Source organism: Streptomyces sp. SCSIO 75703, from assembly GCF_036607905.1.
GTDB lineage: Bacteria > Actinomycetota > Actinomycetes > Streptomycetales > Streptomycetaceae > Streptomyces.
This window is the reverse complement of sequence record NZ_CP144555.1, coordinates 3,940,347-3,964,385: the sequence shown is the minus strand read 5'-3', so window position 1 is coordinate 3,964,385 and position 24,039 is coordinate 3,940,347. Positions and strand designations below refer to the sequence as shown.

Sequence of the window (24,039 nt, the reverse complement as noted above, 5' to 3'; positions counted from 1 at the left end):
GGCGCGGGGCCCGTGCGCGGGGCCCCGCCGGCGACCGTGGCCCGTGGCCGGCACCCCCGGCCGCGGGCCGCCGTCGTGTCCGGGCGGGCGGCGGACGCGGCAGCCGGGCCGGCGGGTGCGTGCTAGCGTCACGAAACGGGGCAGGTCGCCGGTCGCGTGGACGCGCCGGTGAGGGGTACGGACGACGGATGCGGACGCTGCGGGCAGCGGGAGACGGGACACGGGGAGTGCCTTCGAGTGGCCAGTGCGGAGCCGACACATGCCGACGACGCGGAACCGGGCCCGGACGCCGGTGAGCGGCGGCCACGCGTCCCCGCGCCCCGGGGGCGGGACACGATGACCGGGACCGGTGCGGGCCGCACGGGCACACCGGACGATCCCGCCGAGGGCCCCGACGAGTCCGTGGACGCCGCCCCCGGCCGTGCCCCGGTCCCGGGCTCCCCCGGGCCGGCGCCGGCGGCGTCCGCCGCCCGTGCGCTGCCGCCGTCCGTCGCCGCGTTCGTGGCGGGCGCGCGCCGTCGCGTGGACCGGCACCCGGTGCTGTTCGTCACCGCACTGGCCGGTCTGCTCCACGTCGTCTGGTTCTTCACGTTCGCGAACAGCGGGGGCGACCTCGCGGCGCAGGACGCGTGGGCGGAGTTCGTCGGCCGGCATCCGGCCTCGGCGTACAACCTCGCCTGGTACGGGGGCATGCACCCGGTGTCGTACAGCGTGGTCTCGCCGTACCTGATGTCGGTGCTCGGGGTGCGGACCACGATGATGATCGCGGGGACGCTGTCGGCGGGGCTGCTGACGCTGATCCTGATCCGCGGCCGGTCGGTGCGCAATCCGCTGTGGGCCTCGATGGCGGGCCTGTTCGGGCTGATGGGCAACGCGGTCTCGGGGCGGGTGACCTTCGGGCTGGGCACGCTGTTCGCGCTGGGCGCGGTCGCGGTGGTGTTCTGCTGGCCCTACCGCTGGCGCTACCGGCGCTGGGCGAAGGCGCTGTGCGCGGCGCCGCTGGCGGCGCTGGCCACGATGGCCTCGCCGGTGGCGGGGCTCTTCGTCGGCCTGGTGGCGGTGGCCCTCTTCCTCCAGAAGCGGCGGCCGGGCGCCTGGGCGCTGGGGCTGGCGCCGGCCGCGGTGGTGGGGCTGTCGGCGTGGCTGTTCCCGTTCTCCGGCACGCAGCCGATGGGGTTCGGTTCGGCGGCGCTGCCGATCGTGTACGCGGTCGTCGTGTGCCTGGTGGTGCCGTCCTCGTGGACGACGGTGCGGATCACGTCCGCGGTCTACGGGCTGTCCGTGCTGCTGGTCTGGCTGATCAGTTCGCAGATCGGCTCGAACGTCACCCGCCTGTCGATGCTCTTCGCCGGGACGGCGCTGGTGGCGGCGCTGCCGTTCGCGGTGCCGCGCTCGCGCAGGTGGTACGCGATCGTGGTGGCCTTCACCGGTTTCGTGGCGTGGATCGGCTTCAAGTCGGTCGACGACGTCGTGCACACCACGCCGGCCGCGTCCTGGGCGCGGGAGCTGGCGCCGCTGGTCAACGAGTTGCAGCAGGTCGGCGCGGAGCGGGGCCGGGTGGAGGTCGTCCCGGCCCGTTCGCACCGGGAGGCGTCGGCGCTCGCCCCGTACGTGAACCTGGCCCGCGGCTGGAACCGCCAGGCCGACATGGAGCGCAACCCGCTCTTCTACGACGACACCCTCAACTCGGCGAACTACCACGAGTGGCTGCGCCGCTGGGCGGTGCACTTCGTGGTGCTGCCCAAGGACGAGCCGGACGGTGACGGCGGCGAGCGGGAACGGGAGCTGGTGCAGCGCGGGCTGCCGTACCTGCAGCAGATCTGGGGCGACGCCAACTGGCAGCTCTTCCGGGTGACCGACCCGACGCCGCTGGCGGAGCCGGACGCGGTGGTGCAGCGGGCGGAGCAGGGCGAGTGGACCATCGACGTGCGGAGGCCGGGGCGGGTCCTGGTGCGCATCCCGTACTCGCCGTGGCTGAGCCTGGTGGACGAGGAGGGCAGGAAGCTGGAGCCGCCGCAGGAGACGGAGGCGTCCAGGAACCGCGTCGACCAGGGGACGCCGCGGACCTTCGACAACGTCCACGGGTGCCTGGCGGAGACGGAGGAGAACGCCGCGGGCGACACCTGGACGCTGCTGGTGGCGCCGGAGGCGGGCACGTACCGGCTGGCGGCGCCGTACACCGTGCCGCGGGGGACGCCGTGCCCGGACGAGCTGAGGGAACCGGCCCCGGTCGCCGGGGCCGTGACTCCCGCGCAGCCGTGACCGGCCGCTCCCCCGGCCGCCGGGGGCTTTCCGACGGGGCCGGGCGGCCGGGAGGTCTCCGCGAGGGCCGGCCGGCGGGGGGTCAGGCCCTCGGGTAGCGGGTGAGCCAGGCGGGGGACGAGCCGGCCGGGCCGTGCAGGGCGGGGCCCTGGGTCATCTCCATGGCGAAGTCGTCGGCCAGTTCCAGGACGGTCGCCCGGCCCTCCAGTTCGGCGAGCCAGGCGGGCGGGAGGGCCGTCTCGCCGTGCAGGGCGCCGAGCAGGCCGCCGGTGAGGGCGCCGGTGGTGGCGGAGGGGCCGCCGTGGGTGACGGCGAGCCGCAGTCCGTGCCGGACGTCCTCGCCGACGAGGGCGCAGTACACGGCGGCGGCGACCAGGCCGGCCGCCGTGCCGTCGCCGATCAGGTCGGTGATCCGCTCGGGGCCGGGCTGGCCCTGCCGCACCGCGCCGAGCGCCTGGCGCAGCGCCTCGGCGACGGGCTCGTGTCCGGGCCGGGCGCAGAGCAGGGCGAGGGCCCGCTGCACGGACCCGTCCAGCACCTCCCCGCGGGCCAGCCCCTGCACGATCACGGCGTACGCGCCCGCCGCGAGGCAGGCGGTGGGGTGGCCGTGGGTCTGCGTGGCGCACTCCACGGCGAGCTGGGCGACGAGCTGGGGTTCCCAGCCGACCAGCAGCCCGAACGGCGCGGACCGGGCGGCGGCCTCGGGGCCCTGTTCGGCGGGGTTCTTGGGGGCCTGCGGGGTGCCCATGGTGTCGTCGCCGAGGCCGAGCAGCAGGGGGCGGGGCGGGTCGCGGCGGGCGTACAGCCACTCCTGGCGGGCCAGCCAGCCGTCCTCGCCGCGGCGTTCGTCGGGTCCCCAGTCGCGCTGGGTGGTCTCCCAGCGCCGGTAGGCGCGGTGCAGGTCGGTCGGCGGGTGCCAGGCGCCGGTGTCGCGGCGCACCTGGGCGCGGATCAGTCCGTCCACGGAGAAGAGGGTGAGCTGCGTGAGGTGGGTGACGGCGCCGCGACGTCCGTGGGCGACGGTCATCTCGGCGGGGCCGTCCGGTCCGTGCGCGGCGCGGATGCCGTCGAGGCCGGTCCCGTCGACGGGCGTGCCGAGGGCGTCGCCGACGGCCACGCCGAGCAGCGTGCCGCGCACCCGGCTGCGGAAGTCCTGCTGTTCGGTCCGGCCCCAGACGGCACCGCCCGTCGCCCCCATCCGGACCTCCCCACGGCACCACCCGTACGTACGACGCCCAGCACTGTAATCGAACAACATGACCGCCCCGGGCGGGGCGGGGGTGCGGGACCTCGTGCAGGGGCCGGCGTGGCGGGGGTCAGCCGACGACGGTGACCGGGGTGCCCGGGGTGGCGAAGTCCCAGACGGCGGTGCCGTCGGGCTTCTTCAGGCGGATGCCGCCCGTCGTGGTGCCCGCGGCGGGCGGGGGCGGGGAGGAACCGTCGACCGCGTTGGAGAAGGCGACGGAGACGCCGTCCTGGAGGGCGAAGTACACGATGTGCTCGACCTGGACGCCGTCCGAGCCGGTGGTGGCCTCCGTGCGGGTGCCCACCTGGTAGGTGCCGGGGGCGGGGCTCACGGTGCCCGGCCAGACGGTGAAGGTGCGCCGGGCGGCGTCGCTGGCGTCGATCAGCCAGACGCGCTTCTGGCCGAGGGAGTACACGATGCGGCGGCCGGTGCCCGAGCCGTCCGGCACGGCGGCCGGGGGCGGCGCCTTCGGGGTGGGGCTCGGCGAGGCCGACGCCGAGGCCGTGGGGCCGGGTTGCGCGGAGGCGACGGGGTGGGGGCCCTGGGCCGCCTGCGCCGCCAGGACGGTCACCGCCGCGATCGCCCCCACGGTCAGACCGGAGACCCAGGCCCATGAGGGAACTCGGGCAGGCACGGGCACGCATCTCCTCCGCTTGGGAACCCCGACACACCCGGGGTTCCGATCATCGTACTGTGGGCGGCCCGTGCCCCCGTCCCTGCGCCCTGCGCCCTGCCCCGGCAGGCTCAGTCCAGCACCGGCAGCAGCTCCGGAAGGTGGCCGTCCGAGGACTCGGCCGCCCGGCGCCGTTCCTCCGGGACCTCGCCGTACAGCGTGGTCCGGGGCTTCGCCGGGCGGCCCGCCGCCTCCGCGACGGCGACCAGATCGCGCACCGACTTGTACGAGCCGTACGACGAGCCCGCCATCCGCGAGATCGTCTCCTCCATCAGCGTCCCGCCCAGGTCGTTCGCGCCCGAGCGCAGCATCTCGGCGGCGCCCTCCGCGCCGAGCTTGACCCAGCTCGTCTGGATGTTCGGGATGTGCGGGTGCAGCAGCAGGCGGGCCATCGCGGTGACCGCCCGGTTGTCGCGCACCGTCGGGCCGGGGCGGGCGATGCCGGCCAGGTACACCGGTGCGTTGGTGTGGATGAACGGCAGCGTCACGAACTCCGTGAAGCCGCCCGTGCGCCGCTGGATGCCGGCCAGCGTGCGCAGGTGCCCGAGCCAGTGCCGGGGCTGGTCGACGTGGCCGTACATCATCGTGGACGAGGAGCGCAGGCCCAGTTCGTGCGCCGTCTCGACGACCTCGATCCAGGTGGCCGCCGGCAGCTTGCCCTTGGTCAGCACCCAGCGGACCTCGTCGTCGAGGATCTCCGCCGCGGTGCCCGGGATCGAGTCCAGGCCGGCTTCCTTCGCCGCCGTCAGCCACTCGCGCACCGACAGCCCCGTGCGGGCGGCGCCGTTGACGACCTCCATCGGGGAGAAGGCGTGCACGTGCATGCCCGGGACGCGTTCCCTGACCGCCCGCGCGATGTCGAAGTACGCCGTCCCGGGCAGGTCGGGGTGGATGCCGCCCTGCATGCACACCTCCACCGCGCCCACCTCCCACGCCTGCTGGGCGCGGTCGGCGACCTGGTCCAGGGAGAGGGTGTAGGCGTCCGCGTCGGTGCGCCGCTGGGCGAAGGCGCAGAAGCGGCAGCCGGTGTAGCAGACGTTGGTGAAGTTGATGTTCCGCGTGACGATGTACGTCACGTCGTCCCCGACCGCCGAGCGGCGCACGTCGTCCGCGACCCGGCACAGCGCGTCCAGCGCCGGCCCGTCGGCGTGCAGCAGGGCCAGGGCCTCCGCGTCGGTGAGCTTCTCGGGGTCGTCGGCGGCGGTGGCCAGGGCGTCCCGCACGTCGGTGTCGATGCGCTCGGGGGCCATGCCGGGCGCGGCGGCCTCGCGCAGGGCGTCCCAGTCGCCGTACACGGCGTCGAAGTCGTCGCGGCGGTCGCCGGTGCGGCCCTCGGTGTCGATGGTGCGGTGCAGGTCGGTGCGGCCGGAGGCGGTGAACACTTCGTCCGGTTCCTGCCACGGCCTGCCCTCGACGACCGCGTCCGGGCGGGCCAGCCCGGTGTCCGGATCGGCGAGCGCGGCCACGTGCGGGCCGAGGCGCGGGTCGAGCCAGGGCTCCCCGCGGCGGACGAACTCCGGGTAGACGCAGAGGCGTTCGCGCATCTCGAAGCCGGCCGCCCGGGACCGCTCGGCCAGTTCGTCGATCCGGGGCCAGGGGCGTTCGGGGTTGACGTGGTCGATGGTGAGCGGGGAGACGCCGCCCCAGTCGTCGATGCCCGCGGCGATGAGCCGCCCGTACTCGGCGTCCACCAGGTTCGGCGGGGCCTGGAGGTTCGCGGAGGGGCCCATGATGAGCCGGGCGACGGCCACCGTGGCGACCAGTTCGTCCAGTTCGGCGTCGGGCATGCCGCGCATGGCGGTGTCCGGCTTGGCCCGGAAGTTCTGGATGATCAGTTCCTGGAGCCCGTGGTACGACCGCGCGATCCGGCGCAGCGCGAACAGGGACTCGGCGCGTTCCTCGTGGCTCTCGCCGATGCCGATGAGGATGCCGGAGGTGAAGGGGACGGAGGAGCGTCCGGCGTCCTCCAGGACCCGCAGCCGCACGGCCGGTTCCTTGTCCGGGGAGCCGTGGTGGGGGCCGCCGGGCTCGGACCACAGGCGGGTCGCGGTGGTCTCCAGCATCATGCCCATCGAGGCGGCGACCGGCTTGAGCCGCTGGAAGTCGGTCCAGGTCAGCACGCCCGGGTTGAGGTGCGGGAGCAGTCCCGTCTCCTCCAGGACGCGGACGGAGACGGCGCGGACGTAGGCGAGGGTGTCGTCGTAGCCGTGCGCGTCGAGCCACTCGCGCGCCTCGGGCCAGCGCTCCTCGGGCTTGTCGCCGAGGGTGATGAGGGCTTCCTTGCAGCCGAGGGCGGCACCGCGCCGGGCCACCTCCAGCACCTCGTCCGGAGACATGAACATGCCGTGTCCGGCGCGGCGGAGCTTGCCGGGGACGGTGACGAAGGTGCAGTAGTGGCACCTGTCGCGGCAGAGCCGGGTGAGCGGGATGAACACGCTCTTGGAGTACGTGATGACGCCGGGGCGCCCGGCGGCCTCCAGCCCGGCGTCGCGCACCCGCGCGGCGCAGGCGGTGAGGTCGTCGAGGTGCCCGCCGCGCGCCTGGAGCAGCACCGCCGCCTCGGACACGTCGAGCGCGACGCCGTCGCGGGCCCGTTTGAGGGCGCGGCGCAGGGCGTTCTCGGTGGGGCCGGTTCCAAGGGGCACGGAGGTCGTCATCCTTCGAGCATACGAGCGGGGTGATCGACTCGCCGGGCCCCCGGGGGCGGGGCGGGGCGGGGACCGGCGGGGCGTCGGCCCGGCCGGCCAGGCGCGGGGGCGGCGGCGGGCGGGCACCGGGGTCGGCGGACCCCGCGCGGGTGACGGACGACCGGTCGGTGACGGAGGGCGGGGCGGTCGGCGCGGCGCGCTCGGCGTCACCGGGGAGGCGGCGCGCCCCCGCCCCCCGAAAGCGGGGTCCGTGCGAAGAGAGTGTGAGGGCGTTGCGGGGCCGGGGGCGTGGCGCGGTGATCGGCGTCCCCACGGCTGACGGAGCCGCCGTGGGCAAGGCAAACTTGGCCTGGTTGCTCAGGAAGCCTAGGGGGACTCCATGGACGGTGTGGCGCGGACCCCGGAGCAGCGGGGGCCCGGCTCCCCGGTGGGGCCGGGGGAACCGGCCGCCGGGCCGGTACCGCCGCGCTTCGGCGTGCTCGGGCCGGTGCGCGCCTGGCGCGGCGGCGAACCGCTGGCCGCCGGTTCCCCCCAGCAACGCGCCCTGCTCGCCGCCCTCCTGCTGCGCGAGGGCCGTACCGCGACGGCGGACGAGCTGATCGACGCCCTGTGGGGCGAGGCCCCGCCCGCGCGGGCGCTGGCCGCCGTGCGGACGTACGCGTCCCGGTTGCGCAAGCTCTTCGGCGCGGGGGTGCTGGTGAGCGAGTCGGGCGGGTACGCCGTACGCGGCACCCTGGACCTGACGGAGGCCCAGGAGCTGGCCGCCGAGGCGGAGAAGGCCCGTGCCGCCCAGGACCTGTGCACGGCGCGCAAGACGCTGCGCCGGGCGCTGGCGCTGTGGGACGGCGAGGCGCTGGCGGGCGTGCCGGGGCCGTACGCGCAGGCGCAGCGGGTCCGGCTGGAGGAGTGGCGGCTCCAGCTCCTGGAGACCCGGCTGGAGCTGGACCTGGAGCAGGGCCGCCACGCCGAGGCCGTCTCGGAGCTGACCGCGCTCACGGCCGCGCACCCGCTGCGCGAGCGCCCCCGCGAACTGCTGATGCTGGCCCTCTACCGCAGCGGGCGGCAGGCGGAGGCCCTGGCGGTCTACGCGGACACCCGGCGCCTGCTCGCCGACGAACTGGGCGTCGACCCGCGCCCGCAGCTCCGGGAACTGCAGAACCGCGTCCTGCGCGCCGACCCGGCGCTGGCCCAGCCGCAGGCCCCGGCCGCGGAACCGGCCGCCACCCTCGTACGGCCCGCCCAACTGCCCGCCACGGTGCCGGACTTCACCGGGCGCGCGGCCGTCGTCCGGGAGCTGGGCGAGGTGCTGTCCGCCGCCTCCGGTGCAAAGGGCCGGGTCATGGCGCTCTCGGCGCTGGCGGGCATCGGCGGCGTCGGCAAGACGACCCTCGCGGTGCACGTCGCCCACCAGGCGCGGTCCGCCTTCCCGGACGGTCAGCTCTACGTCGACCTCCAGGGCGCCGGCGCGCGGGCCGCCGAACCGGAGACGGTGCTCGGCGCCTTCCTGCGGGCGCTCGGCACCCCCGACTCGGCGGTGCCGGACTCGCCGGCGGAGCGCGCCGCGCTCTACCGCTCCGTGCTGGACGGCCGCCGGGTCCTGGTCCTGCTGGACAACGCCCGGGACGCGGCCCAGGTGCGCCCGCTGCTGCCCGGCACGGCGGGCTGCGCGGCGCTGGTGACCTCCCGGGTGCGGATGGTGGGGCTGGCCGGGGCGCACCTGGTCGACCTGGACGTGATGTCCCCGGAGGAGGCGCTCGCGCTCTTCACCCGGATCGTGGGCGAGGAGCGGGTCGCCGCCGAGCGCAAGGCCGCCCTGGACACCGTCGCCGCCTGCGGGTTCCTGCCGCTGGCGATCCGCATCGCCGCCTCCCGCCTGGCGGCCCGCCGCACCTGGACCGTCTCCGTCCTCGCCGCGAAGCTGGCCGACGAGCGGCGCCGGCTGGACGAGCTGCAGGCCGGGGACCTCGCGGTCGAGGCCACCTTCGAACTCGGCTACGGACAACTGGAGCCCGCCCAGGCGCGGGCGTTCCGGCTGCTGGGGCTGGCCGACGGGCCGGACATCTCCCTGGCCGCCGCGGCGGCGGTGCTGGACCTGCCGCCGCACGAGACGGAGGACCTGCTCGAATCGCTGGTGGACACGTCCCTGCTGGAGTCGGCGGCGCCCGGCCGCTACCGCTTCCACGACCTGGTCCGGCTCTACGCCCGCGCCTGCGCGGAACGCGACGAGCACCCGCCGGGCGAGCGGGCGGCGGCGCTCTCCCGGCTGCTGGACTTCTACCTGGCCACGGCGGCCGGGGTGTACGCCATCGAGCGGCCCGGCGACCGCACGGTGGACCACCTGGCGCCGACGGCGTTCCCCGGCACCGTCTTCACCGACGACGCCGACGCGCTGGACTGGCTGCACGCCGAGGCCGCCTGCATCCTCGCCTGCGTGCGCCAGTCCCTCGGGCCGAGCACGCTGCGCCGCGCCGTCGACCTGCTGCTGGCCGCCAAGGACCTCGCGGAGTCGGGGGCGAGCGCGCTCGGCTACGAGGCGGCGGCGCTCGCCGCCCGGGACGCCACGGCCGCCGCGGGCGACGACCACGCGGAGGGGCGGGCGCGCACCACGCTGGCCCAGGTGCTCAGCCGGGCCGGCCGGTTCGACGAGGCCGGACCGGAGGCCGAGCGCGCCATCGAGCTGGGCGCCCGCACCCAGGACCCGTGGACCCGGGCCAACGCCCACAACGAGCAGGGCATCATCGCCAACTGCAAGAACCTGCGCGCCGCGAGCGAGGCCCATCTGCTGGAGGCCGTGCGGGCGTTCCGCGCCGACGGCAACCGGCCGGGCGAGGCCAGCGCGCTGTGCAACCTCTCCCGCGTGCTGGTCTCGGTCGGCCGCACGTCCTCCGGCATCGACCTGGTCCGCCAGGGCATCGCCATCTACGACGAGCTGGGCCTGACCTTCCGCCTCGCCAACGCCCGCTACGCGCTGGGCATCGCGCTCAGCCACGCCTCCCGGCAGACCGAGGCGCTGCGTGAACTGTCCGCGGCGCTGCAGACGTTCGTGGAGAACCGGCAGCGGCTGTGGGAGGGGGCGACGCACTTCCGCATCGCCCAGGTGCACCTGTCGGCGGGCCGTCCGGCGCAGGCGGCCCGCCACGCGGAGCAGGCGCTGAGCACCGGCAGCATCGGCGGCGACTGGATGCGCGCCAACATCCTGACGCTGCTGGGGCGTTCGCTGAGCCGGCTGGAGCAGACCGACCGGGCGCGGGCCTGCTGGCGTGACGCGCTCGCCATCTACGAGCGGCTGGACGCGCCCGAGGCGGGCGAACTGCGCACGCTGCTGCGGCCGGTGGGCGCGGCCTGAGGACCGTCTCGCGGGGGGCGTTCATCGAACGTTTATGGCCGCCTGTCACTGTCTTGGCAACGGTCCGTCGCGTCGGGGGGCAGACGGGCCGCCGGGGCCCCGCCGGTAGGGTGAGCGGCCCCGGAGCGCCCGTTCGGCGATCCGCGGGGGAGTCGCCGAACGGGCGGACTCCAGCCAACCGCACCGTCACTTCATGGGGGTCCACACGATGAGCAACGCCGTCGGGAACAACGAGGCGCAGAAGAAGGCCGACGAGACGATCACGACGCTCGACAGCCACATGCCGGCACCGCCGAAGGACGGCGTCGCCACTCCGCAGGACAGCCACATGCCGGCGCCGCCCAAGGACGGCACCGTCACCACGCAGGACAGCCACATGCCCGCCCCGCCCGCTCGGGGACGGGACGGCGAGTAGACCTTCCTCCACACGGGGATCGGCCGCGGCGGCGCGGGTAAGGGGGAGCCGCCGCGGCCGAGGCGTCTCCGCGTCCCGGATTCCCTCGCGCCCCGTCTCGCCCGCGCCCCCGTCTCGCCCGCGCCCCGGTCTTCCCGCGCGCCGGTCTTCCCGCGCGCCGCGTACCGCCTCCGCCGCCGGTCAGGTGGCCGGGAGGGCGGTGGGGTCGGTCTGGCAGTGGTCGGGGGTGCGCGGCGCGGCGCCGGTGAGCGCCAGGCGGACGCGGATCGTCTCCCGGGCGGGTACGGAGCTGCTGCGGACGACGTCCTCGATAGTGAGGCCCTCGGCGTCCCGGAAGGAGACGGCGACGTCGAAGGTGCGCCGCCGGTCGTTGGGGTTGGTGACCTCGACGGTGGCGTAGGGCCGCTTCGCGGTCGCGCAGCTCACCAGGCGCACCGTGGCGGGCTGGGTGGTGGGGCTGGGGCTGCTGGTGCCGGTGGAGCCGCGGTGGCCGCCGCCCCGGTAGCCGCCCCCGGAGGTCGAGGTGGACGTGTCGTGGTTCTGGCGGGAGCTGCTGCATCCGCCCCCGCCGCGGCTGCTGCTGCTCTTCCCGCCGGAACCGCTCCTGCTCTTGCTCCCGCCGCCGTGTCCGGTGCCGGTGGAGAATCCGGTCAGGCAGAGGACCACTGCCACCGAGACCGTCGTGAACCTGAGTACTCGCCCCCGTGTCGTCATGGCGGTCAGCGTAGCGACCCGACTGTCACGGCCATGTCACCAGTGCGGTACGGCCGCGTACTCCGGGTGACCGCGGGGGCCGCCGGCGCGTCAGGCCGTGCGGGCCGTCCCGGTGCCCTTCTCCGCGTCGAGCGCGTAGACGCAGCGGTCCTTGCTGCACGCGTACACGATGCCGTCCCGCACCACCGGTGAGCCGGTGATCTCGCCGCCGGTCGCCAGCTTCCAGCGCAGCCGCCCGTCGTCGGCCTTCAGCGTGTAGAGCAGGTGGTCGGTGGAGCCGAAGTGGATACGGCCCTCGGCCACCGCGGGCGCCCCCACGATGTCGCCGCCCGCCTGGAAGCGCCACTTGGGCGTGCCGGTGACGGCGTCCAGGGTGTAGAGGCCCTTGCCGCTGCCCACGTGCACGTGGCCGGCGGCCACCAGCACCGGGTCGGCCGCGGAGCGGGCCTCGGTGGCGATCCGCCAGCGGTCGCGCCCGTCGGTGGCGTCGAGGGCGTAGACCGTGCCCAGGTAGTCGGCGAGGTACACGCCGCCGCCGGTCACCGCCGGGCCCGGGACGAAGGCGGGCGGGGACAGGAAGACCGCGGGGGCCTCGAAGTGCCAGCGCACGTGGCCGCCGGCGACCTCCAGGGCGATGACGCGGGTGCCCGCGGCGACGTAGACGTACCCGTCGGACGCCGGGGTCAGGCGGACCGGCACCCCGCCGCAGGAGGCGGCGTCGCCGATCGGGTACGACCAGCGCTCCTCGCCGGTGCGGGCGTCCAGGGCGCGCAGCCGGGCGTCCTGCCAGACGTAGACCGTGCCCTCGTGGACCACGGGGCCCGCCTCGGCCGACTCGAAGTCGGTCTGGGCGCCGGTGATCTCCCACAGCCGCTGCCCGTTGGCGGCCTCCCACGCCTGGACGCCGCCGCCGCGGGTGGCGGTGACGACGGTGCCGCGGTCGGCCTGGACCGAGTAGACCCAGGCGTCGGTCTGGAGCCGCCACAGGTCGGAGCCCTCGCGGGCGTCCAGGGCGAAGAGGGTGGGCCCGTCGGAGGCGTGGACGCGGCCGTCCGCGACCGCCATCGACCAGGCCACGTCCCGGGTCTTGAAGCGGCGCCGCCCGGTGGCCACGTCCAGGGCGTGCACCTCGAAGGAGGTGACGTAGACCAGGTCCCCGGCGACCGACGGCGTGCCCCACACGTCGTTGGACATGCGGAAGCGCCAGGGGCGCCAGCCCGCCGGCGAGGCGGACTCCGGGGGCGCCGCCGGAACGGGCGGTACGGCGGGGTCGGCGCCGTTGACCCCGGGCCGGGGCCGGGACCAGGAGGCGGCCAGGGCGGCCTCCGGCGGGGGCGCGGCGACGGCGGCGGCCCGCACGTCGGACACGCGGGGGCCGGGCCCGATCGGCACGGCGGCGCCGGGCAGCCGCACGGGGCCGGTGTCGGGGGCGGCGGACAGCGGCGGGACGACGGGGTCGTGCGCGGGCGGCGGGGGCAGCGGCAGGGCGGGCCGGGCGCCCTGCGGGCCCCGGCCGCCGCCCGTGCCGCCGGGGCGGGCCGGGGGCCGGCCGTTGCGGCGCTCCTCGATCAGGCCGACCGCGTGCTCGGGCAGCCAGGCGGAGGCGGTGCCGCTGTCGTCGGAGCCGGAGCCGAAGAGGTGCGGGGCGAGCTGGGCCTGGAGGTCGGCCGGGTTGGGGCGGGCGGTCGCCTCCATCTGCATGCACGCCTCGATGAGCGGGCGCAGCTCGTCCGGGAGCCCCTCCAGGTCGGGGCCCTCGCGCAGCAGCATGAACACCGTCTCGACCGGGTTGGCCCCGTGGAAGGGCGGATGCCCGGTGGCGGCGAAGACCAGCATCGAGCCGAGCGAGAAGACGTCGCTGGCGCCGGTGACGCTGCGCGAGTCCTTCGCCTGCTCCGGGGACATGTAGGCGGGGGTGCCGACGGCGACGTTGGTCATCGTCAGCCGTGTGTTCGACACCCCGGAGGCGATGCCGAAGTCGATCACCCGGGGGCCGTCCTCCACGACCAGCACGTTGGACGGCTTGAGGTCGCGGTGCACGAGGCCGGCGCCGTGGATCGACTGGAGCGCCTCGGCGACGCCCGCGGCCAGCCAGCGCACCGCCTGGGCGGGCATCGGGCCGCACTCGTTGACGATCTCCTCCAGCGAGGGCGCCGGGACGTAGGCGGTGGCGAGCCAGGGCACGGCGGCACGGGGGTCGGCGTCGACCACGGCCGCGGTGTAGAAGCCGGAGACCGCGCGGGCCGCCTCCACCTCGCGGGTGAAGCGGACGCGGAAGAGCTGGTCCTCGGCGAGTTCCGTGCGGACCGTCTTGATCGCCACCCGCCGGCCCGACGCCGAGCGCGCGAGGTAGACCAGCCCCATGCCGCCGGCCCCTAGCCTCCCCAGCACCTCGAACGGCCCGATGCGCCGCGGATCGTGCTGCGTCAGCTGATCCACCACTTGCCTGCCACCTCCCCGTACGAGCCGCGTCGCCCACATCCGGACGCGACCGAAGTGCAGCGTCTCACCACCCCGCCGCCATCGCGGCACGCCCCCCGATTGTTCCTGTCCCGGGCGCTGCTGGCGAACCCCCGGACAATCCGGGTGTCTCGCCAGAATCCCGGGCGAAGGACGGCGGGGGGCGGGGCGCGGGGGCGCTTCAGCGTTGCAGTACGGCGAAGGAGGCGCCCTGACCGTCGGAGACCACGGCCACCCGCCCGTAGGACGTCTCGAACGGGGGGACCTGCACCCGTCCGCCGAGCCGGGCCGCCTCGCCGAGCGCCGCCTCGCAGTCGCGGACCAGGAAGTGGACCAGGAAGTGCGGCGGCATCTCGGCGGGGAAGACGTCGAGGACCCGGGCGCGGCCGACGTCCGGGTCGGCGCCGGGGCCGAAGAGGGCGTCGTGGAAGAGGTCCCCGTAGAAGGCGTTGGCGGCCCCGGTGTCCCGGGTGTACAGCTCGGCCCACACGAACGCCCCGGGCACCCGGCGCCTGCCGAAGCCCGGGAAGGGGCGCAGGTCGGTGGTACGGGGGCGGGCGGTGCCCGTACCCGCGGGGGCGCCGGCGCCGCCGGACGGGGTGCCCTCGGCGGGCGGCGCGTGCCCGGCGTCCTCGGCACCCTCGGCGTGCCCGGCGTCCCCGGCGGCGGGGGCGGCCTGCCCGGCGGCGGGGGCGGCGTCCCGTGCGCGGCCGGGGGCCGGTCCCGCCTCCCACAGGGCGAAGACGGCGTTCTGCGGGTCCGTGACCAGGGCCGCCGTGCCCAGGTCGGCGACCGGGTGGGGCGGGACGACGACCGTGCCGCCCGCCGCCCGGATCCGCCCGGCCAGGGCCCCCGCGTCGTCGGCGGCGAAGTACACCGTCCAGACGCTGGGCAGCCGCCCGTCCGTCTTGGGGACGAGCGCGGCGACCGGTTCGCCGTCCAGCAGCGCCCACACCGACCGGTCCTCGCGGCCCGTCTCCTCGAAGGTCCACCCGAACAGCCCGCCGTAGAAACGCTTGCCCGCCTCGATGTCGGAGAGCTGCGCGTCCACCCAGCAGGGGACGCCTTCCGTGTACGCGGACACCCTCTCCGCGGATGCACCTTTTTCGGCCATGCGGTCAACGTAGCGGTCCCTCCGGCACGCCGCAGACCAGGAATCACCCGTACATATCGCCCCCGCACCCCATTTGCAGTCGGCCGAATCGCGCTCCCACCCCCCGTCGGTAAGCTGACGGCATGACAGGACAAGTGCGTACCGTCGACGGCCGCGTGGCCGGTCGGCGTGGGCAGGCGACCCGGCAGAAGCTGCTCGACTGCCTCAGCGAGATGCTCCGTTCCTCTCCCTACCGGGATGTCAAGGTCATCGACGTCGCGCGCAAGGCCGGCACCTCCCCCGCGACCTTCTACCAGTACTTCCCGGACGTCGAAGGTGCCGTGCTGGAGCTGGCGGACGGCATGGCCGCCGAGACCTCCGACCTCTCCGCGCTGCTGGCCGGCCGCTCCTGGGCGGGCAAGGCCGGCTGGCAGACCGCACAGGAACTCGTCGACGGGTTCCTGGAGTTCTGGCGGCGCCACGACGCGATCCTGCGGGTCGTGGACCTGGGCGCGGCCGAGGGCGACAAGCGGTTCGCCAAGATCCGGATGAAGGTCCTCAACGCGGTGAACTCCTCCCTGTCGGAAGCGGTCGCCGAACTCCAGGCCAAGGGCCGGGTCGACCCGGACGTGAACCCGGCGGCGGTCGCCGGTTCGCTGGTCGTCATGCTCGCCGCCGCCGCCTCGCACCAGAAGGGCTTCACCTCCTGGGGCGTCAAGCAGGCCGAACTCAAGCCCACCCTGGCGCTGTTGACCTACCTCGGTGTCACCGGGAGGAAGCCCGCCCGGTAACCCCCGCCCAGCTCCGAGCGACGCCGCGGCAGCCTGTCATCCCTGCCCCACCGCACCGTCCGCCCTCCACGTCCTGTCCCGCAGGCGGTGGCCCACCCCGAGAGTGGGCCACCGCCTGTCGTGCTTCCGGGGCCCCGCGGCCCCTCCCTCCCCCACCGCCGAAGGAGACCGTGATGGCCCTCACCCGCGAAGAGCGCGAGGCGTTCCTGGCCGAGCCCCACGTCGCCGCGCTCTCGGTCCACGCCGGGGCGGACCGCGCCCCGCTGTCCGTGCCGATCTGGTACCAGTACGCGCCCGGCGGCGAGGTCTGGATCATGACCGGGGCGGAGAGCCGCAAGAACCGGCTGATCCAGGCCGCGGGCCGGTTCACCCTGCTGGTCGACCGGGTCACGCCCACCGTCCGCTACGTCTCGGTGGAGGGTCCCGTCGTCGACACCGCCCCCTCCACCGCCGAGCGGCTGCGGGAGCTGTCCGCCCGCTACCTGCCGGCGGACAAGGTCGACGCCTACGTCACCGCCGCCGCGGCCGGCCACGGCGAGCAGGTCGTGCTGCGGATGCGGCCCGAGCACTGGGTCTCCTCCGACCTCGGATCGCTCTGACCCGGCCGCCGCCCCCGGCCCCGGCCCTCTCCGTCCGGCCCGGCGACCGGGCCCGCGCCGCGGTGACCGCCGGCCCGCCGGCCGCGTGACAATCGGGCCATGGGAACCGATCTCGACGTACTGCTGCGCTCGCTGCGGGTGTGGGACCCGGACGTCACCGGCCTGCCGCCCTTCGACACGGCCGCGGCGCCCGGCGAACCGCTGGAGCTGTTCACCCGCTGGTTCGGTGAGGCCGTGGCGGCCGGGGAACGCGAACCGCACACCATGACGCTGGCCACCTCCGACGCCGAGGGCCGCGCCGACGCCCGCATCGTGATGCTGCACGGCGCCGGCGCCGACGGCTGGGCCTTCGCCTCGCACGCCGACAGCCGCAAGGGCGGCCAACTCGCCGCCCGCCCGTACGCGGCGCTGGTCTTCTACTGGCCGGTACTCGGCCGCGAGGTGCGCGTGCGCGGACCGGTGGCCACCGCCCCGGCGCGGGAGGCGCGGGCCGGTCTGGGCGCCCGTTCGACCGGCGCCCTCGCCGCCGCGCTCACCGGCCGGCAGAGCGCGCCGCTCGGCTCGGCGCGGGAGCTGGCGCGGGCCTCGGAGGCGGCCTGGGAGCGGGCGGCCCGGGAACCGGACGCGCCGGTGCCGTCCTGGACGCTGTACCGGCTGCGTCCGGAGGAGGTGGAGTTCTTCCAGGGCGAGGCCCGCCGCCGCCACGTGCGCCTCGTCTACCGGCGCACTGGCGAGGGGCCCTGGGAGCGCGGGCTGCTGTGGCCGTGACCGGCGCTCAGGGCAGGGCGGGCGCCTCGGGCTCCTCGTCCCCCGCCAGCCGGGCGTGCAGGTGGGCGTCGCGGAAGGCGTCCTGACGGCCGGCTTCGAAGAGGGCGCCGCGCATGGTGCCCTCGTGGCGGTACCCGCAGCGCTCGGCGACCCTGCACGAGATCACGTGTCCCACCGCGTGGCCCAGTTCCAGGCGGTGCAGGCCCAGTTCGGCGAAGGCCCAGCGGGAGGCGAGGAGCAGGGCGCGGGTGGCGACGCCCCGGCCGCGCGCCTCGGGGAGCACCCAGTAGCCGACCCGGGCGAGCTTCATCGGGCGGTTGATCTCGTTGACGCCGATGTGCCCGAGCGCCGTGCCGCTCTCCGCGCCGGTGATCCGGAAGGAGGCGGACCGGCCCTCCCCCGCGTCGAGCGCCCGCGCCCGCAGCGATCGGCGGGCCGCGTCCGGCCCGGTCAGCACGGTCAACGGGGTGTTCCAGCGCAGGAACTCGGGGTCCTGGAGGCCGCGCAGCCAGGTCCGTACGTCGGCGTCGGAGCCCGCGTCCCAGGCGCACAGGCGCAGTCCGTGTCCGCGCGGCTCGGTCAGGGAGGGGGCGAGGGTGCGCATCGGTGTGTGGGCCATCCGCCCATTCAATCCGACCGGCCCGTCCCCCGGCCCGCCGTCCCGACGCGACGGCGCGACGGCGCGACCGCCCCGGGGAGGGGCCGGCGGGACAGTCGTGATCGATTCGCAACCGATTTCGGTCTTGACCGATACCCATCAAACCGGTGCGATATTACGCTCGGCGCATGGCCGACTCCTCCGCCTCCGCCGAGCCCCCCTCCGCTCCGTCGCGGACCGCGCCCGCGGACCGCCCCGTGTACGTCGTCGGCGCGGGACCCGGCGGTCTCGCCGTCGCCCACGAACTGCGCGCCCGGGGACTGCGCGCCGTCGTCCTGGAGCGGTCCGACCGCGTGGGCGCCTCCTGGCGGAGCCACTACGACCGGCTCCGGCTGCACACCACCCGCCGCCTGTCCTCGCTGCCCGGACTGCCGATGCCCCGCCGCTTCGGCCGCTGGCCGGCCCGCGACGACGTCGTGCGCTACCTGGAGAAGTACGCCGAGCACCACCACCTGGAGATCGTGACCGGCGTCGAGGTCTCCCGCGTCGAGCCGCTGCCCGACGGGGGCTGGCTGCTGCGCGGCTCCGGGGGCCGTGAGCTGACCGGCGCCGCGGTCGTGGTCGCCACCGGCCACAACCACACCCCGCGGCTGCCCGACTGGCCCGGCCGCGACACGTACACCGGCGAGATCCTGCACGCCCGTGACTACCGCAACGCGGCCCCCTACGCCGGCCGCGACGTCCTCGTCGTCGGCGTCGGCAACACCGGTGCCGAGATCGCCGTGGACCTGGCCGAGGGCGGCGCCGCGCGGGTGCGGCTCGCGGTGCGCACGGCACCGCACCTGCTGCGCCGCTCGACGGCCGGCTGGCCCTCCCAGTACACCGGTGTCCTGGTGCGGCGGCTGCCGGTCGGCCTGGTGGACCGGCTCGCCCGGCCGGTGGCCCGGATCAGCGTGCCGGACCTGTCGGCGCACGGGCTGCCGCGCCCCCGTACGGGCCTCTACAGCCGGGTCGCCGAGGGCGCGATACCGGTGCAGGACGCCGGGCTGATCGCCGCGGTGCGCGCGGGCCGGGTCGAGGTGGTGGCGGCCGTCGAGGGGTTCGAGGACGGCGAGGTGCTCCTCGCCGACGGCGAGCGCGTCGCCCCTGACGTGGTCCTCGCGGCCACCGGCTACCGCCGCGGGCTGGAGCCGCTGGTGGGCCACCTCGGGGTGCTCGACGAGCGGGGCCGGCCGGCCGTGCGCGGGGGCCGCTCCCCCGAGGGGGCCCCCGGGCTGTACTTCACCGGCTTCACCAACCCGATCAGCGGCATGCTGCGCGAGTTGGCGCTCGACGCGGAGCGGATCGCGCGGGCCGTCGCCCGCCGGGACGCCAAGGGCCGCTCGGGTCCCGTCTCCCGCCTCCCCCGCTGACCCCCGCCCCGCCCGCGCGGACCGGAGGTCAGGCCGGTACGGGCACCGGCCGGCGCCGGATGACCAGCGCCGTCAGCGCGCGACCTGGCAGGTGCCCGGCGCCGCGCCCCGCCCCCCGGTGGGGTCGGTCGCCGGTCGGGGCGGCCGGAGGCGCCCCCCTGGAGCCCCCGGCCTCCGTGCCCGTTCGCGACGGTCGTCCACAGGCTGTGGACGGCGGGCCGCCGGCCATCCCCCCCTGCACCGGCGACGGCGTGGCGATGTCCGCCCCGAGCATGGCACCGCCCGCCGCCACTCGGCTCCGGCGCTCCCGCCCCGGCTTCTCCCCGACCCCCCGAGTCGTCCCCCGGGAGAAGCGACGCCGCATCACGACCCACACTCGTCGAGGGCTCCCGTCACCGAACCCTCGTCGTCCCCTCACGGCGAATCGTTGCCTACAGCGTGAGGAAATGGTCACGATCCGTCAACAGGGCCCGGGGTATTCCTCCCGTATGCCCGGTTGGTGTGGTGCGCGCACGGAAGCACGCCCCGGCGCACCACAGCATCTCGCCGCGAGGGAACGGGAGTCCGTGCCCCCGGCGCACCCGAGGGGCCCACCCCCGGTGCGCGGGGCGCCCGCACCCCGGGGCCCCACGGCCCGCCGCAGGGCCCGGAAGAGGGGGCGTCAGACCGCCTCGTACGCCAGACCGCCGTACGGCACGACGCCGGTGCCGCACGCCGCGGGCGCGGAGGTGCCGCCCGTGCGGTCGAGTTCGCACCAGACGCGCTTGCCGGCGCCCTCGCGGCTCCAGCCCCAGCGGTCGGCGAGCCCCTCGACGAGGGCGAGGCCCCGGCCGCCGGTCGCGTCGCCGCTCGGGCAACGGGGCGCCGGGGCACGGCCGCTGATGTCGTCCACTTCGAGGCGGACGGTGGCCCCGTCGGCCGCCTCGGCCGGCAGGTGCAGCCGCAGCACGGCCGGACGGCCGGTGTGCACCACGGCGTTGGTGACGAGCTCCGAGACGAGCAGGGCCATCGTCTCGGCGAGCGACTCGTCCGCCGCTATCACGGACGCGGCGAGCCGGGAGCGCGCCCACCTCCTCGCGCGCCCCACCTCTGCGGGGTCGGGCCGGATCTCCAGCTGCACTTGAAGCACCTGCACCGCTCACACCATCCGAACCGGCGGACATGAAGGCTCTCGCCTCATGAGGGCCACGATCGTAGCCATTCTCTGCATGGCCAGAACAAAGGCCGACTCGGGGATCACGGACCGTGATCCCCCTGTGGGACAGCATGGTTGACGTACAGTCACGCCAACAAGCGCTTCGGGCATATTCCCGCGCGAAGGAGTACCCGTGCGGCATACTGTGCGACGCTCGCCGCGGGGAGTCGAACAAGCGGCGGCGGACGGCCGTTCCGCCCTGCGGGACAAGGCGTGTGCCGCCGGCGGCGGAGCCGTCGCCACCGCCGCTCCGGCGTGGCCGGGGCCCGGGACCAGTCGCATCCCGCCCAAGGTACCGGAGTCCGGCGCCGACTCCGGGCCGTGACGGGTCACGCGCCGGACACGACCCGGTGTCGACGCTCCGTGACGCCCTGTCGCCACGATCCGTGACATCCGGCGGCCGGGCCGCCGCCGGAATGCCACCTTCGGCGACGCGTCGAACGCGTCGGACGCACCAGGGCCCCTCGCTCGGATCACGCCGGGCTCGCAGGATCCGGCCTGATCCACACGAAAGACCTAGTCGGGGACCGTGAAGTAGCGCGCGAACGCCGGGACGACCTCGGCCTCCCCGATCCGCCCGTCGCCGTCGGTGTCGAGCGCCGCGGCGGCCGTGCGGGCCGCCTCGCCGGGGACGCCGAGGACGGTGAGCACGCGGGCGGTGTCCGCGACGGTGGCGGTGGGGCCGCCGTCCGCGGCGGCGACCCGCAGGGCCGCGCGCAGGAAGGGGCGGGCGATCTCGCCGAACCGCTCCGGGTTGTCCCGCAGCCGCTTGACCGCGCCGGTGACGAACTCCTGCCGGGTGATGCGCTGGTCGCCGTCCCGGTCCGCGATGCCCGCCATGCCCTGCCAGAACGCCTCGGCGCCGTCGTAGAGCGCCTGGCCCCGGTCGGAGCGGGCGGCGACGCCGAACTCGGCGAGCAGCGCCTTGGCCGCCGTGCTGAAGTCCTGCCGGTCGATGCAGCCGTTGCCGTCCTGGTCGAAGGTGGCGAACCGCGCGGCGATCCGGCGCTCGTGATCGTTGCTGACCATGTCTTCTCTGGCCGCCTTACGTCGAGGTCGAAGGGTGATCTCGATCGGAGCGTACGACGCCGGGGCGCGGACCGCCGCGTGATCGCGTCCCGTCCACCCGTGAGGGGAGGCGCAGGTCACACGCGGGGGTGCCGTCAGGCGGAGAGGGGGCGCGGTTCGTCGCCGGTCGCGGAGTCGAGGTCGGGGTGGACGTCGAAGAGCCGGCGGACGCCGAGCGCGGCGAGGACCCGGTTGACGTGGGAGCCGTCGGCCGCCCCGCGGGCGGGCAGGATCAGGCGCAGCCGGCCCTGGCAGGAGCGGATCAGCCGCCGGGACGCGATGAGGACGCCGACCCCGCTGGAATCGCAGAAGAGGACCTCCGTGAGGTCCAGGACGAGGCTGTGCCGGCCCTCCGCCACCTCGCCGTGCACCCGCTGCCGCAGCACCGGTGAGGTCACCATGTCCAGTTCGCCCGACACCTGGAGCACGGCCCACTCGCCGCGCTCGCCGCCGGTCACGTTGAACGCCACCACCATGCCCTTCATTCGCCGGAACGTCTGGTTTCACCCGAAACGGAAGCCATGGCTACGCTTCTTGGCCGCGCACCTGCCCACCGGCCGTTCCCGCAAACCCGGGGCAGAAAACGGACGCTGATCAAATACGGCTTGTTTCGTATGCTTTCGATCCAGTTCAATCGAATCCGGTCACACGAGGGAGGGTAAGCGACCGTGCGGGGGTACTGCCAAGTGCCCCTACCACGGACAGCCCGCCAGGGGCGCGCATTGGCACAAAGGGGAGTGCGCCGTCCCGCCCGCCCATTACATTCGGCGGGAACGCACGACGAGCACCACGGGCACGACAGGGCACGAGACGAGCCGGGGGTGAAGGGGCAGCATGGCGAAGAAGGAGACCCCGCCGCGCTGGGACCGCACGATGCAGCGGCGCCTGGCACGCGGCGAGGCCGCCGCCCTCGGCGAGCTGTACGACCGGTTCGCCTCGCTCGTGCACGGGCTGGCACACCGCGTCCTCGGCGACGAGACGGCCGCCGACCGCATCACCCGCGACGTCTTCGCCCACGTCTGGGAGCACCCCGACACCTACGACCCCGCCGAGGGGCCGCTGCGCACCTGGATCGCCGGGCTCACCCACCGCCTGGCCGTGCAGCGGCTGCGCGCCGCCGAGACCGCCGCCCTCGCCCGCGGCGGGCCCGGCACCGCCGAGGAACTGGAGCACAAGGTGCGCCACGCCTCCGTCGCCGCCCGCGCCGACTACATCGTCCAGTCCATGCCGGCCCCGCTGCGCGCCGCCCTGGAACTGGCCTACTTCCAGCGCCGCGACTACCGGCAGACCGCCGCCGACCTCGGCGTCACCGAGGACGAGGCCCGCCGCCGGCTCCGCCTGGGCCTGCAACTGCTCGCCACCGCCCGCGAGGCGGCCACCCCCGGGCCCCCGCCCGGCCATCGGGGCACCACCCCGCCCGGTTACGGGGGCGCGGCGTGAGCGGCGCGCACCACGAGCACGGGGGGTACGACGGCGCGGGCGCACCGGAGCCGGCGCCCCGCGTCCCCCTGCCGCGCGCCTCCGCCGAGGGCGGAGCCCGCCCGCTGCCCGCACCGGCGCCCGCCGCGCCGCCCGTCCTGGAGCACCACGTGCTGACCTCCCTCCTCGGAGCCTGGGCCCTGGCCGCCTGCTCCCCCGAGGAGGCCGCCGCCGTCGACGCGCACCTCGGCGACTGCGAGGGCTGCGCCGAGGAGGCGCTGCGCCTGCGCGAGGCGGTCGGGCTGCTCCAGCGGCCGGAGAGCCTCGACCTGGACCCGGCGTTGCGCACCCGCGTCCTCGACGGCTGCCTGGAGCGCCGCCCGCCGCGGGTCCCGGTGCCCGAGTGGGCCACGCCCTACGACGCCGAGACGGCCCGGCTGGACGCGCTGCTCCAGGACATCGGGGACACCGAGTGGCACGCGCCGGTGCGGCTGCGCTGGTTCGAGGCGGACGACGAGGCGAGCCGGCACACCACCGTCGCCGGGGTGATCGCCCACCTGCTCACCGTCGACGGGCTGGTCGCCCTCGCCCTCGGCCTGCCCGACCCGCTCGCCGGCATCACCGCGCCGGCGCCCGAGCCCGCGAGCCGTACCGAGGCGTACTGGCGGGCGTCGCGCCGGCCGCCCACCCGCGCGGTGCGCCGGCCCTGGCGGGAGCAGAGCCACGACATCGTGCGGACGGTCGGCTTCACCGGCGGCGAGGGCCCCGCCACCGGCGGCATGCCGGTCTCCTACGGCGGTTTCGCGCTGCCGTTGCGCGACGCGATGCTGGACCGGGCCTTCGAGTGCTGGGTGCACGCGGAGGACATCGCCGAGGCCGTCGACTACCCGTACGAGCCGCCCGCGCCGCGCCACCTGCACGGCATGATCGACCTCGCCGCGCGGATGCTGCCGACCGTGCTCGCGGCCCGCCGCCGGGAAGGGCCCGCCACCGCCACGGCCCGCCGGCACCTGGTCCCGGCGGGCGAGCCGGGGCGCAGTCTGCGGCTGGAGATCGAGGGCTCGGGCGGCGGCGAGTGGCTGATCCCGCTGGACTCCCCGGGCGCGGTGGGCTCCGCCGACCACGAGGTGGCCCATGTCGCCCTGGACGGCGTGGAGTTCTGCCGGCTCGCCGCGGGGCACGTACCGCCGGCGGACGCGGCGGCCGGGCAGGTGGGCGACCGGGAGGCGATCCGGGACGTGCTGTTCGCGGCGGCGAGCCTGAGCCGGATGTAGCGCCCGCCCGGGTCCCGCGGAGCGACGGTCACCGGGGCGCACGGCCCCGTGCGGCGTA

General features: G+C 75.9%; 19 protein-coding genes. 9 read left to right on the top strand and 10 right to left on the bottom strand.

Going from position 1 to position 24,039, the window contains the following annotated elements; translation table 11 throughout:
• Positions 1 to 237 precede the first annotated feature (237 nt).
• The gene (locus VM636_RS17425) at positions 238 to 2,262 is read left to right on the top strand and encodes an MFS transporter (protein WP_338485095.1); all 2,025 of its coding nucleotides are present in this window, start codon (positions 238 to 240) and stop codon (positions 2,260 to 2,262) included.
• 82 nt (positions 2,263 to 2,344) lie between these two features.
• On the opposite strand, the gene VM636_RS17420 is transcribed toward VM636_RS17425, so the two are convergent.
• The 3 genes from VM636_RS17420 to VM636_RS17410 form a co-directional block, all read right to left on the bottom strand.
• Positions 2,345 to 3,460 carry an ADP-ribosylglycohydrolase family protein gene (locus tag VM636_RS17420; RefSeq protein WP_338485093.1) on the bottom strand — a complete coding sequence of 372 codons (1,116 nt, stop codon included), beginning with the start codon at positions 3,458 to 3,460 and terminating at the stop codon, positions 2,345 to 2,347.
• Between the two features lie 118 nt (positions 3,461 to 3,578).
• Positions 3,579 to 4,148, bottom strand: a complete 570-nt coding sequence (locus VM636_RS17415; protein ID WP_037857772.1) for a L,D-transpeptidase — start codon at positions 4,146 to 4,148, stop codon at positions 3,579 to 3,581.
• Positions 4,149 to 4,252: 104 nt separating this feature from the next.
• A complete protein-coding gene (locus VM636_RS17410; RefSeq protein ID WP_030419396.1) occupies positions 4,253 to 6,838 on the bottom strand; it encodes a bifunctional FO biosynthesis protein CofGH in 2,586 nt (861 codons plus the stop codon).
• Positions 6,839 to 7,208: 370 nt separating this feature from the next.
• On the opposite strand from VM636_RS17410, the gene VM636_RS17405 reads away from it, so the two are divergent.
• Both VM636_RS17405 and VM636_RS17400 read left to right on the top strand, forming a co-directional pair.
• Entirely contained in the window at positions 7,209 to 10,175 is a 2,967-nt protein-coding gene (locus VM636_RS17405) for a BTAD domain-containing putative transcriptional regulator (RefSeq protein WP_030419397.1), read from the top strand.
• A 193-nt stretch (positions 10,176 to 10,368) separates the two neighbouring features.
• Positions 10,369 to 10,590 carry a hypothetical protein gene (locus VM636_RS17400; RefSeq protein WP_051821245.1) on the top strand — a complete coding sequence of 74 codons (222 nt, stop codon included), beginning with the start codon at positions 10,369 to 10,371 and terminating at the stop codon, positions 10,588 to 10,590.
• Positions 10,591 to 10,770: 180 nt separating this feature from the next.
• On the opposite strand, the gene VM636_RS17395 is transcribed toward VM636_RS17400, so the two are convergent.
• From VM636_RS17395 to VM636_RS17385, 3 genes are all read right to left on the bottom strand, one after another.
• Positions 10,771 to 11,304 carry a hypothetical protein gene (locus VM636_RS17395; RefSeq protein ID WP_030419399.1) on the bottom strand — a complete coding sequence of 178 codons (534 nt, stop codon included), beginning with the start codon at positions 11,302 to 11,304 and terminating at the stop codon, positions 10,771 to 10,773.
• 90 nt (positions 11,305 to 11,394) lie between these two features.
• Positions 11,395 to 13,746: a PQQ-binding-like beta-propeller repeat protein gene (locus tag VM636_RS17390; RefSeq protein ID WP_030419400.1), complete on the bottom strand. Its 2,352-nt coding sequence runs from the start codon at positions 13,744 to 13,746 to the stop codon at positions 11,395 to 11,397.
• Positions 13,747 to 13,945: 199 nt separating this feature from the next.
• Complete coding sequence (locus VM636_RS17385; RefSeq protein ID WP_159042132.1) at positions 13,946 to 14,878, bottom strand: VOC family protein; 933 nt, start codon at positions 14,876 to 14,878, stop codon at positions 13,946 to 13,948.
• 134 nt (positions 14,879 to 15,012) lie between these two features.
• Between VM636_RS17385 and VM636_RS17380 the strand changes: the two genes are divergently transcribed.
• The 3 genes from VM636_RS17380 (at position 15,013) to VM636_RS17370 (ending at position 17,015) form a co-directional block, all read left to right on the top strand.
• Positions 15,013 to 15,648 carry a TetR family transcriptional regulator gene (locus tag VM636_RS17380; RefSeq protein ID WP_053914053.1) on the top strand — a complete coding sequence of 212 codons (636 nt, stop codon included), beginning with the start codon at positions 15,013 to 15,015 and terminating at the stop codon, positions 15,646 to 15,648.
• A 173-nt stretch (positions 15,649 to 15,821) separates the two neighbouring features.
• Positions 15,822 to 16,247, top strand: coding sequence for a pyridoxamine 5'-phosphate oxidase family protein (locus tag VM636_RS17375; protein WP_030419403.1), 426 nt, complete (start codon positions 15,822 to 15,824; stop codon positions 16,245 to 16,247).
• A 99-nt stretch (positions 16,248 to 16,346) separates the two neighbouring features.
• On the top strand, positions 16,347 to 17,015 hold the full coding sequence (locus VM636_RS17370; RefSeq protein WP_053914052.1) for a pyridoxal 5'-phosphate synthase: 669 nt from the start codon (positions 16,347 to 16,349) through the stop codon (positions 17,013 to 17,015).
• A gap of 7 nt (positions 17,016 to 17,022) precedes the next feature.
• Here VM636_RS17370 and VM636_RS17365 read toward each other — a convergent pair whose 3' ends face one another.
• Positions 17,023 to 17,634: a GNAT family protein gene (locus VM636_RS17365; RefSeq protein ID WP_078855818.1), complete on the bottom strand. Its 612-nt coding sequence runs from the start codon at positions 17,632 to 17,634 to the stop codon at positions 17,023 to 17,025.
• A 167-nt stretch (positions 17,635 to 17,801) separates the two neighbouring features.
• Here VM636_RS17365 and VM636_RS17360 point away from each other — a divergent pair, with 167 nt between their 5' ends.
• A complete protein-coding gene (locus VM636_RS17360; protein ID WP_030419406.1) occupies positions 17,802 to 19,025 on the top strand; it encodes an NAD(P)/FAD-dependent oxidoreductase in 1,224 nt (407 codons plus the stop codon).
• Positions 19,026 to 19,686: 661 nt separating this feature from the next.
• On the opposite strand, the gene VM636_RS17355 is transcribed toward VM636_RS17360, so the two are convergent.
• The 3 genes from VM636_RS17355 to VM636_RS17345 form a co-directional block, all read right to left on the bottom strand.
• On the bottom strand, positions 19,687 to 20,145 hold the full coding sequence (locus VM636_RS17355; RefSeq protein WP_030419407.1) for an ATP-binding protein: 459 nt from the start codon (positions 20,143 to 20,145) through the stop codon (positions 19,687 to 19,689).
• Between the two features lie 591 nt (positions 20,146 to 20,736).
• Positions 20,737 to 21,249 (bottom strand): EF-hand domain-containing protein, encoded by a 513-nt coding sequence (locus VM636_RS17350; RefSeq protein ID WP_030419408.1) that lies wholly within the window; start codon positions 21,247 to 21,249, stop codon positions 20,737 to 20,739.
• Between the two features lie 134 nt (positions 21,250 to 21,383).
• The gene (locus tag VM636_RS17345; protein WP_030419409.1) at positions 21,384 to 21,764 is read right to left on the bottom strand and encodes an STAS domain-containing protein; all 381 of its coding nucleotides are present in this window, start codon (positions 21,762 to 21,764) and stop codon (positions 21,384 to 21,386) included.
• 358 nt (positions 21,765 to 22,122) lie between these two features.
• Here VM636_RS17345 and VM636_RS17340 point away from each other — a divergent pair, with 358 nt between their 5' ends.
• The gene (locus VM636_RS17340; protein WP_030419410.1) at positions 22,123 to 22,728 is read left to right on the top strand and encodes a sigma-70 family RNA polymerase sigma factor; all 606 of its coding nucleotides are present in this window, start codon (positions 22,123 to 22,125) and stop codon (positions 22,726 to 22,728) included.
• Positions 22,725 to 23,981, top strand: coding sequence for a zf-HC2 domain-containing protein (locus tag VM636_RS17335; protein ID WP_053914051.1), 1,257 nt, complete (start codon positions 22,725 to 22,727; stop codon positions 23,979 to 23,981). The genes VM636_RS17340 and VM636_RS17335 overlap by 4 nt, the downstream gene beginning before the upstream one ends.
• Positions 23,982 to 24,039: the final 58 nt, after the last annotated feature.

What these genes read in the sequence shown, in the direction of transcription:
- VM636_RS17365 (WP_078855818.1), bottom strand. Translation starts at nt 17,634, where the DNA reads ATGGCCCACACACCGATGCGCACCCTCGCCCCCTCCCTGACCGAGCCG.
- VM636_RS17410 (WP_030419396.1), bottom strand. Translation starts at nt 6,838, where the DNA reads ATGACGACCTCCGTGCCCCTTGGAACCGGCCCCACCGAGAACGCCCTG.
- VM636_RS17400 (WP_051821245.1), top strand. Translation starts at nt 10,369, where the DNA reads ATGGGGGTCCACACGATGAGCAACGCCGTCGGGAACAACGAGGCGCAG.
- VM636_RS17345 (WP_030419409.1), bottom strand. Translation starts at nt 21,764, where the DNA reads ATGGTGGTGGCGTTCAACGTGACCGGCGGCGAGCGCGGCGAGTGGGCC.
- VM636_RS17340 (WP_030419410.1), top strand. Translation starts at nt 22,123, where the DNA reads ATGGCGAAGAAGGAGACCCCGCCGCGCTGGGACCGCACGATGCAGCGG.
- VM636_RS17370 (WP_053914052.1), top strand. Translation starts at nt 16,347, where the DNA reads ATGGGAACCGATCTCGACGTACTGCTGCGCTCGCTGCGGGTGTGGGAC.
- VM636_RS17395 (WP_030419399.1), bottom strand. Translation starts at nt 11,304, where the DNA reads ATGACGACACGGGGGCGAGTACTCAGGTTCACGACGGTCTCGGTGGCA.
- VM636_RS17420 (WP_338485093.1), bottom strand. Translation starts at nt 3,460, where the DNA reads ATGGGGGCGACGGGCGGTGCCGTCTGGGGCCGGACCGAACAGCAGGAC.
- VM636_RS17375 (WP_030419403.1), top strand. Translation starts at nt 15,822, where the DNA reads ATGGCCCTCACCCGCGAAGAGCGCGAGGCGTTCCTGGCCGAGCCCCAC.
- VM636_RS17360 (WP_030419406.1), top strand. Translation starts at nt 17,802, where the DNA reads ATGGCCGACTCCTCCGCCTCCGCCGAGCCCCCCTCCGCTCCGTCGCGG.
- VM636_RS17385 (WP_159042132.1), bottom strand. Translation starts at nt 14,878, where the DNA reads ATGGCCGAAAAAGGTGCATCCGCGGAGAGGGTGTCCGCGTACACGGAA.
- VM636_RS17405 (WP_030419397.1), top strand. Translation starts at nt 7,209, where the DNA reads ATGGACGGTGTGGCGCGGACCCCGGAGCAGCGGGGGCCCGGCTCCCCG.
- VM636_RS17350 (WP_030419408.1), bottom strand. Translation starts at nt 21,249, where the DNA reads ATGGTCAGCAACGATCACGAGCGCCGGATCGCCGCGCGGTTCGCCACC.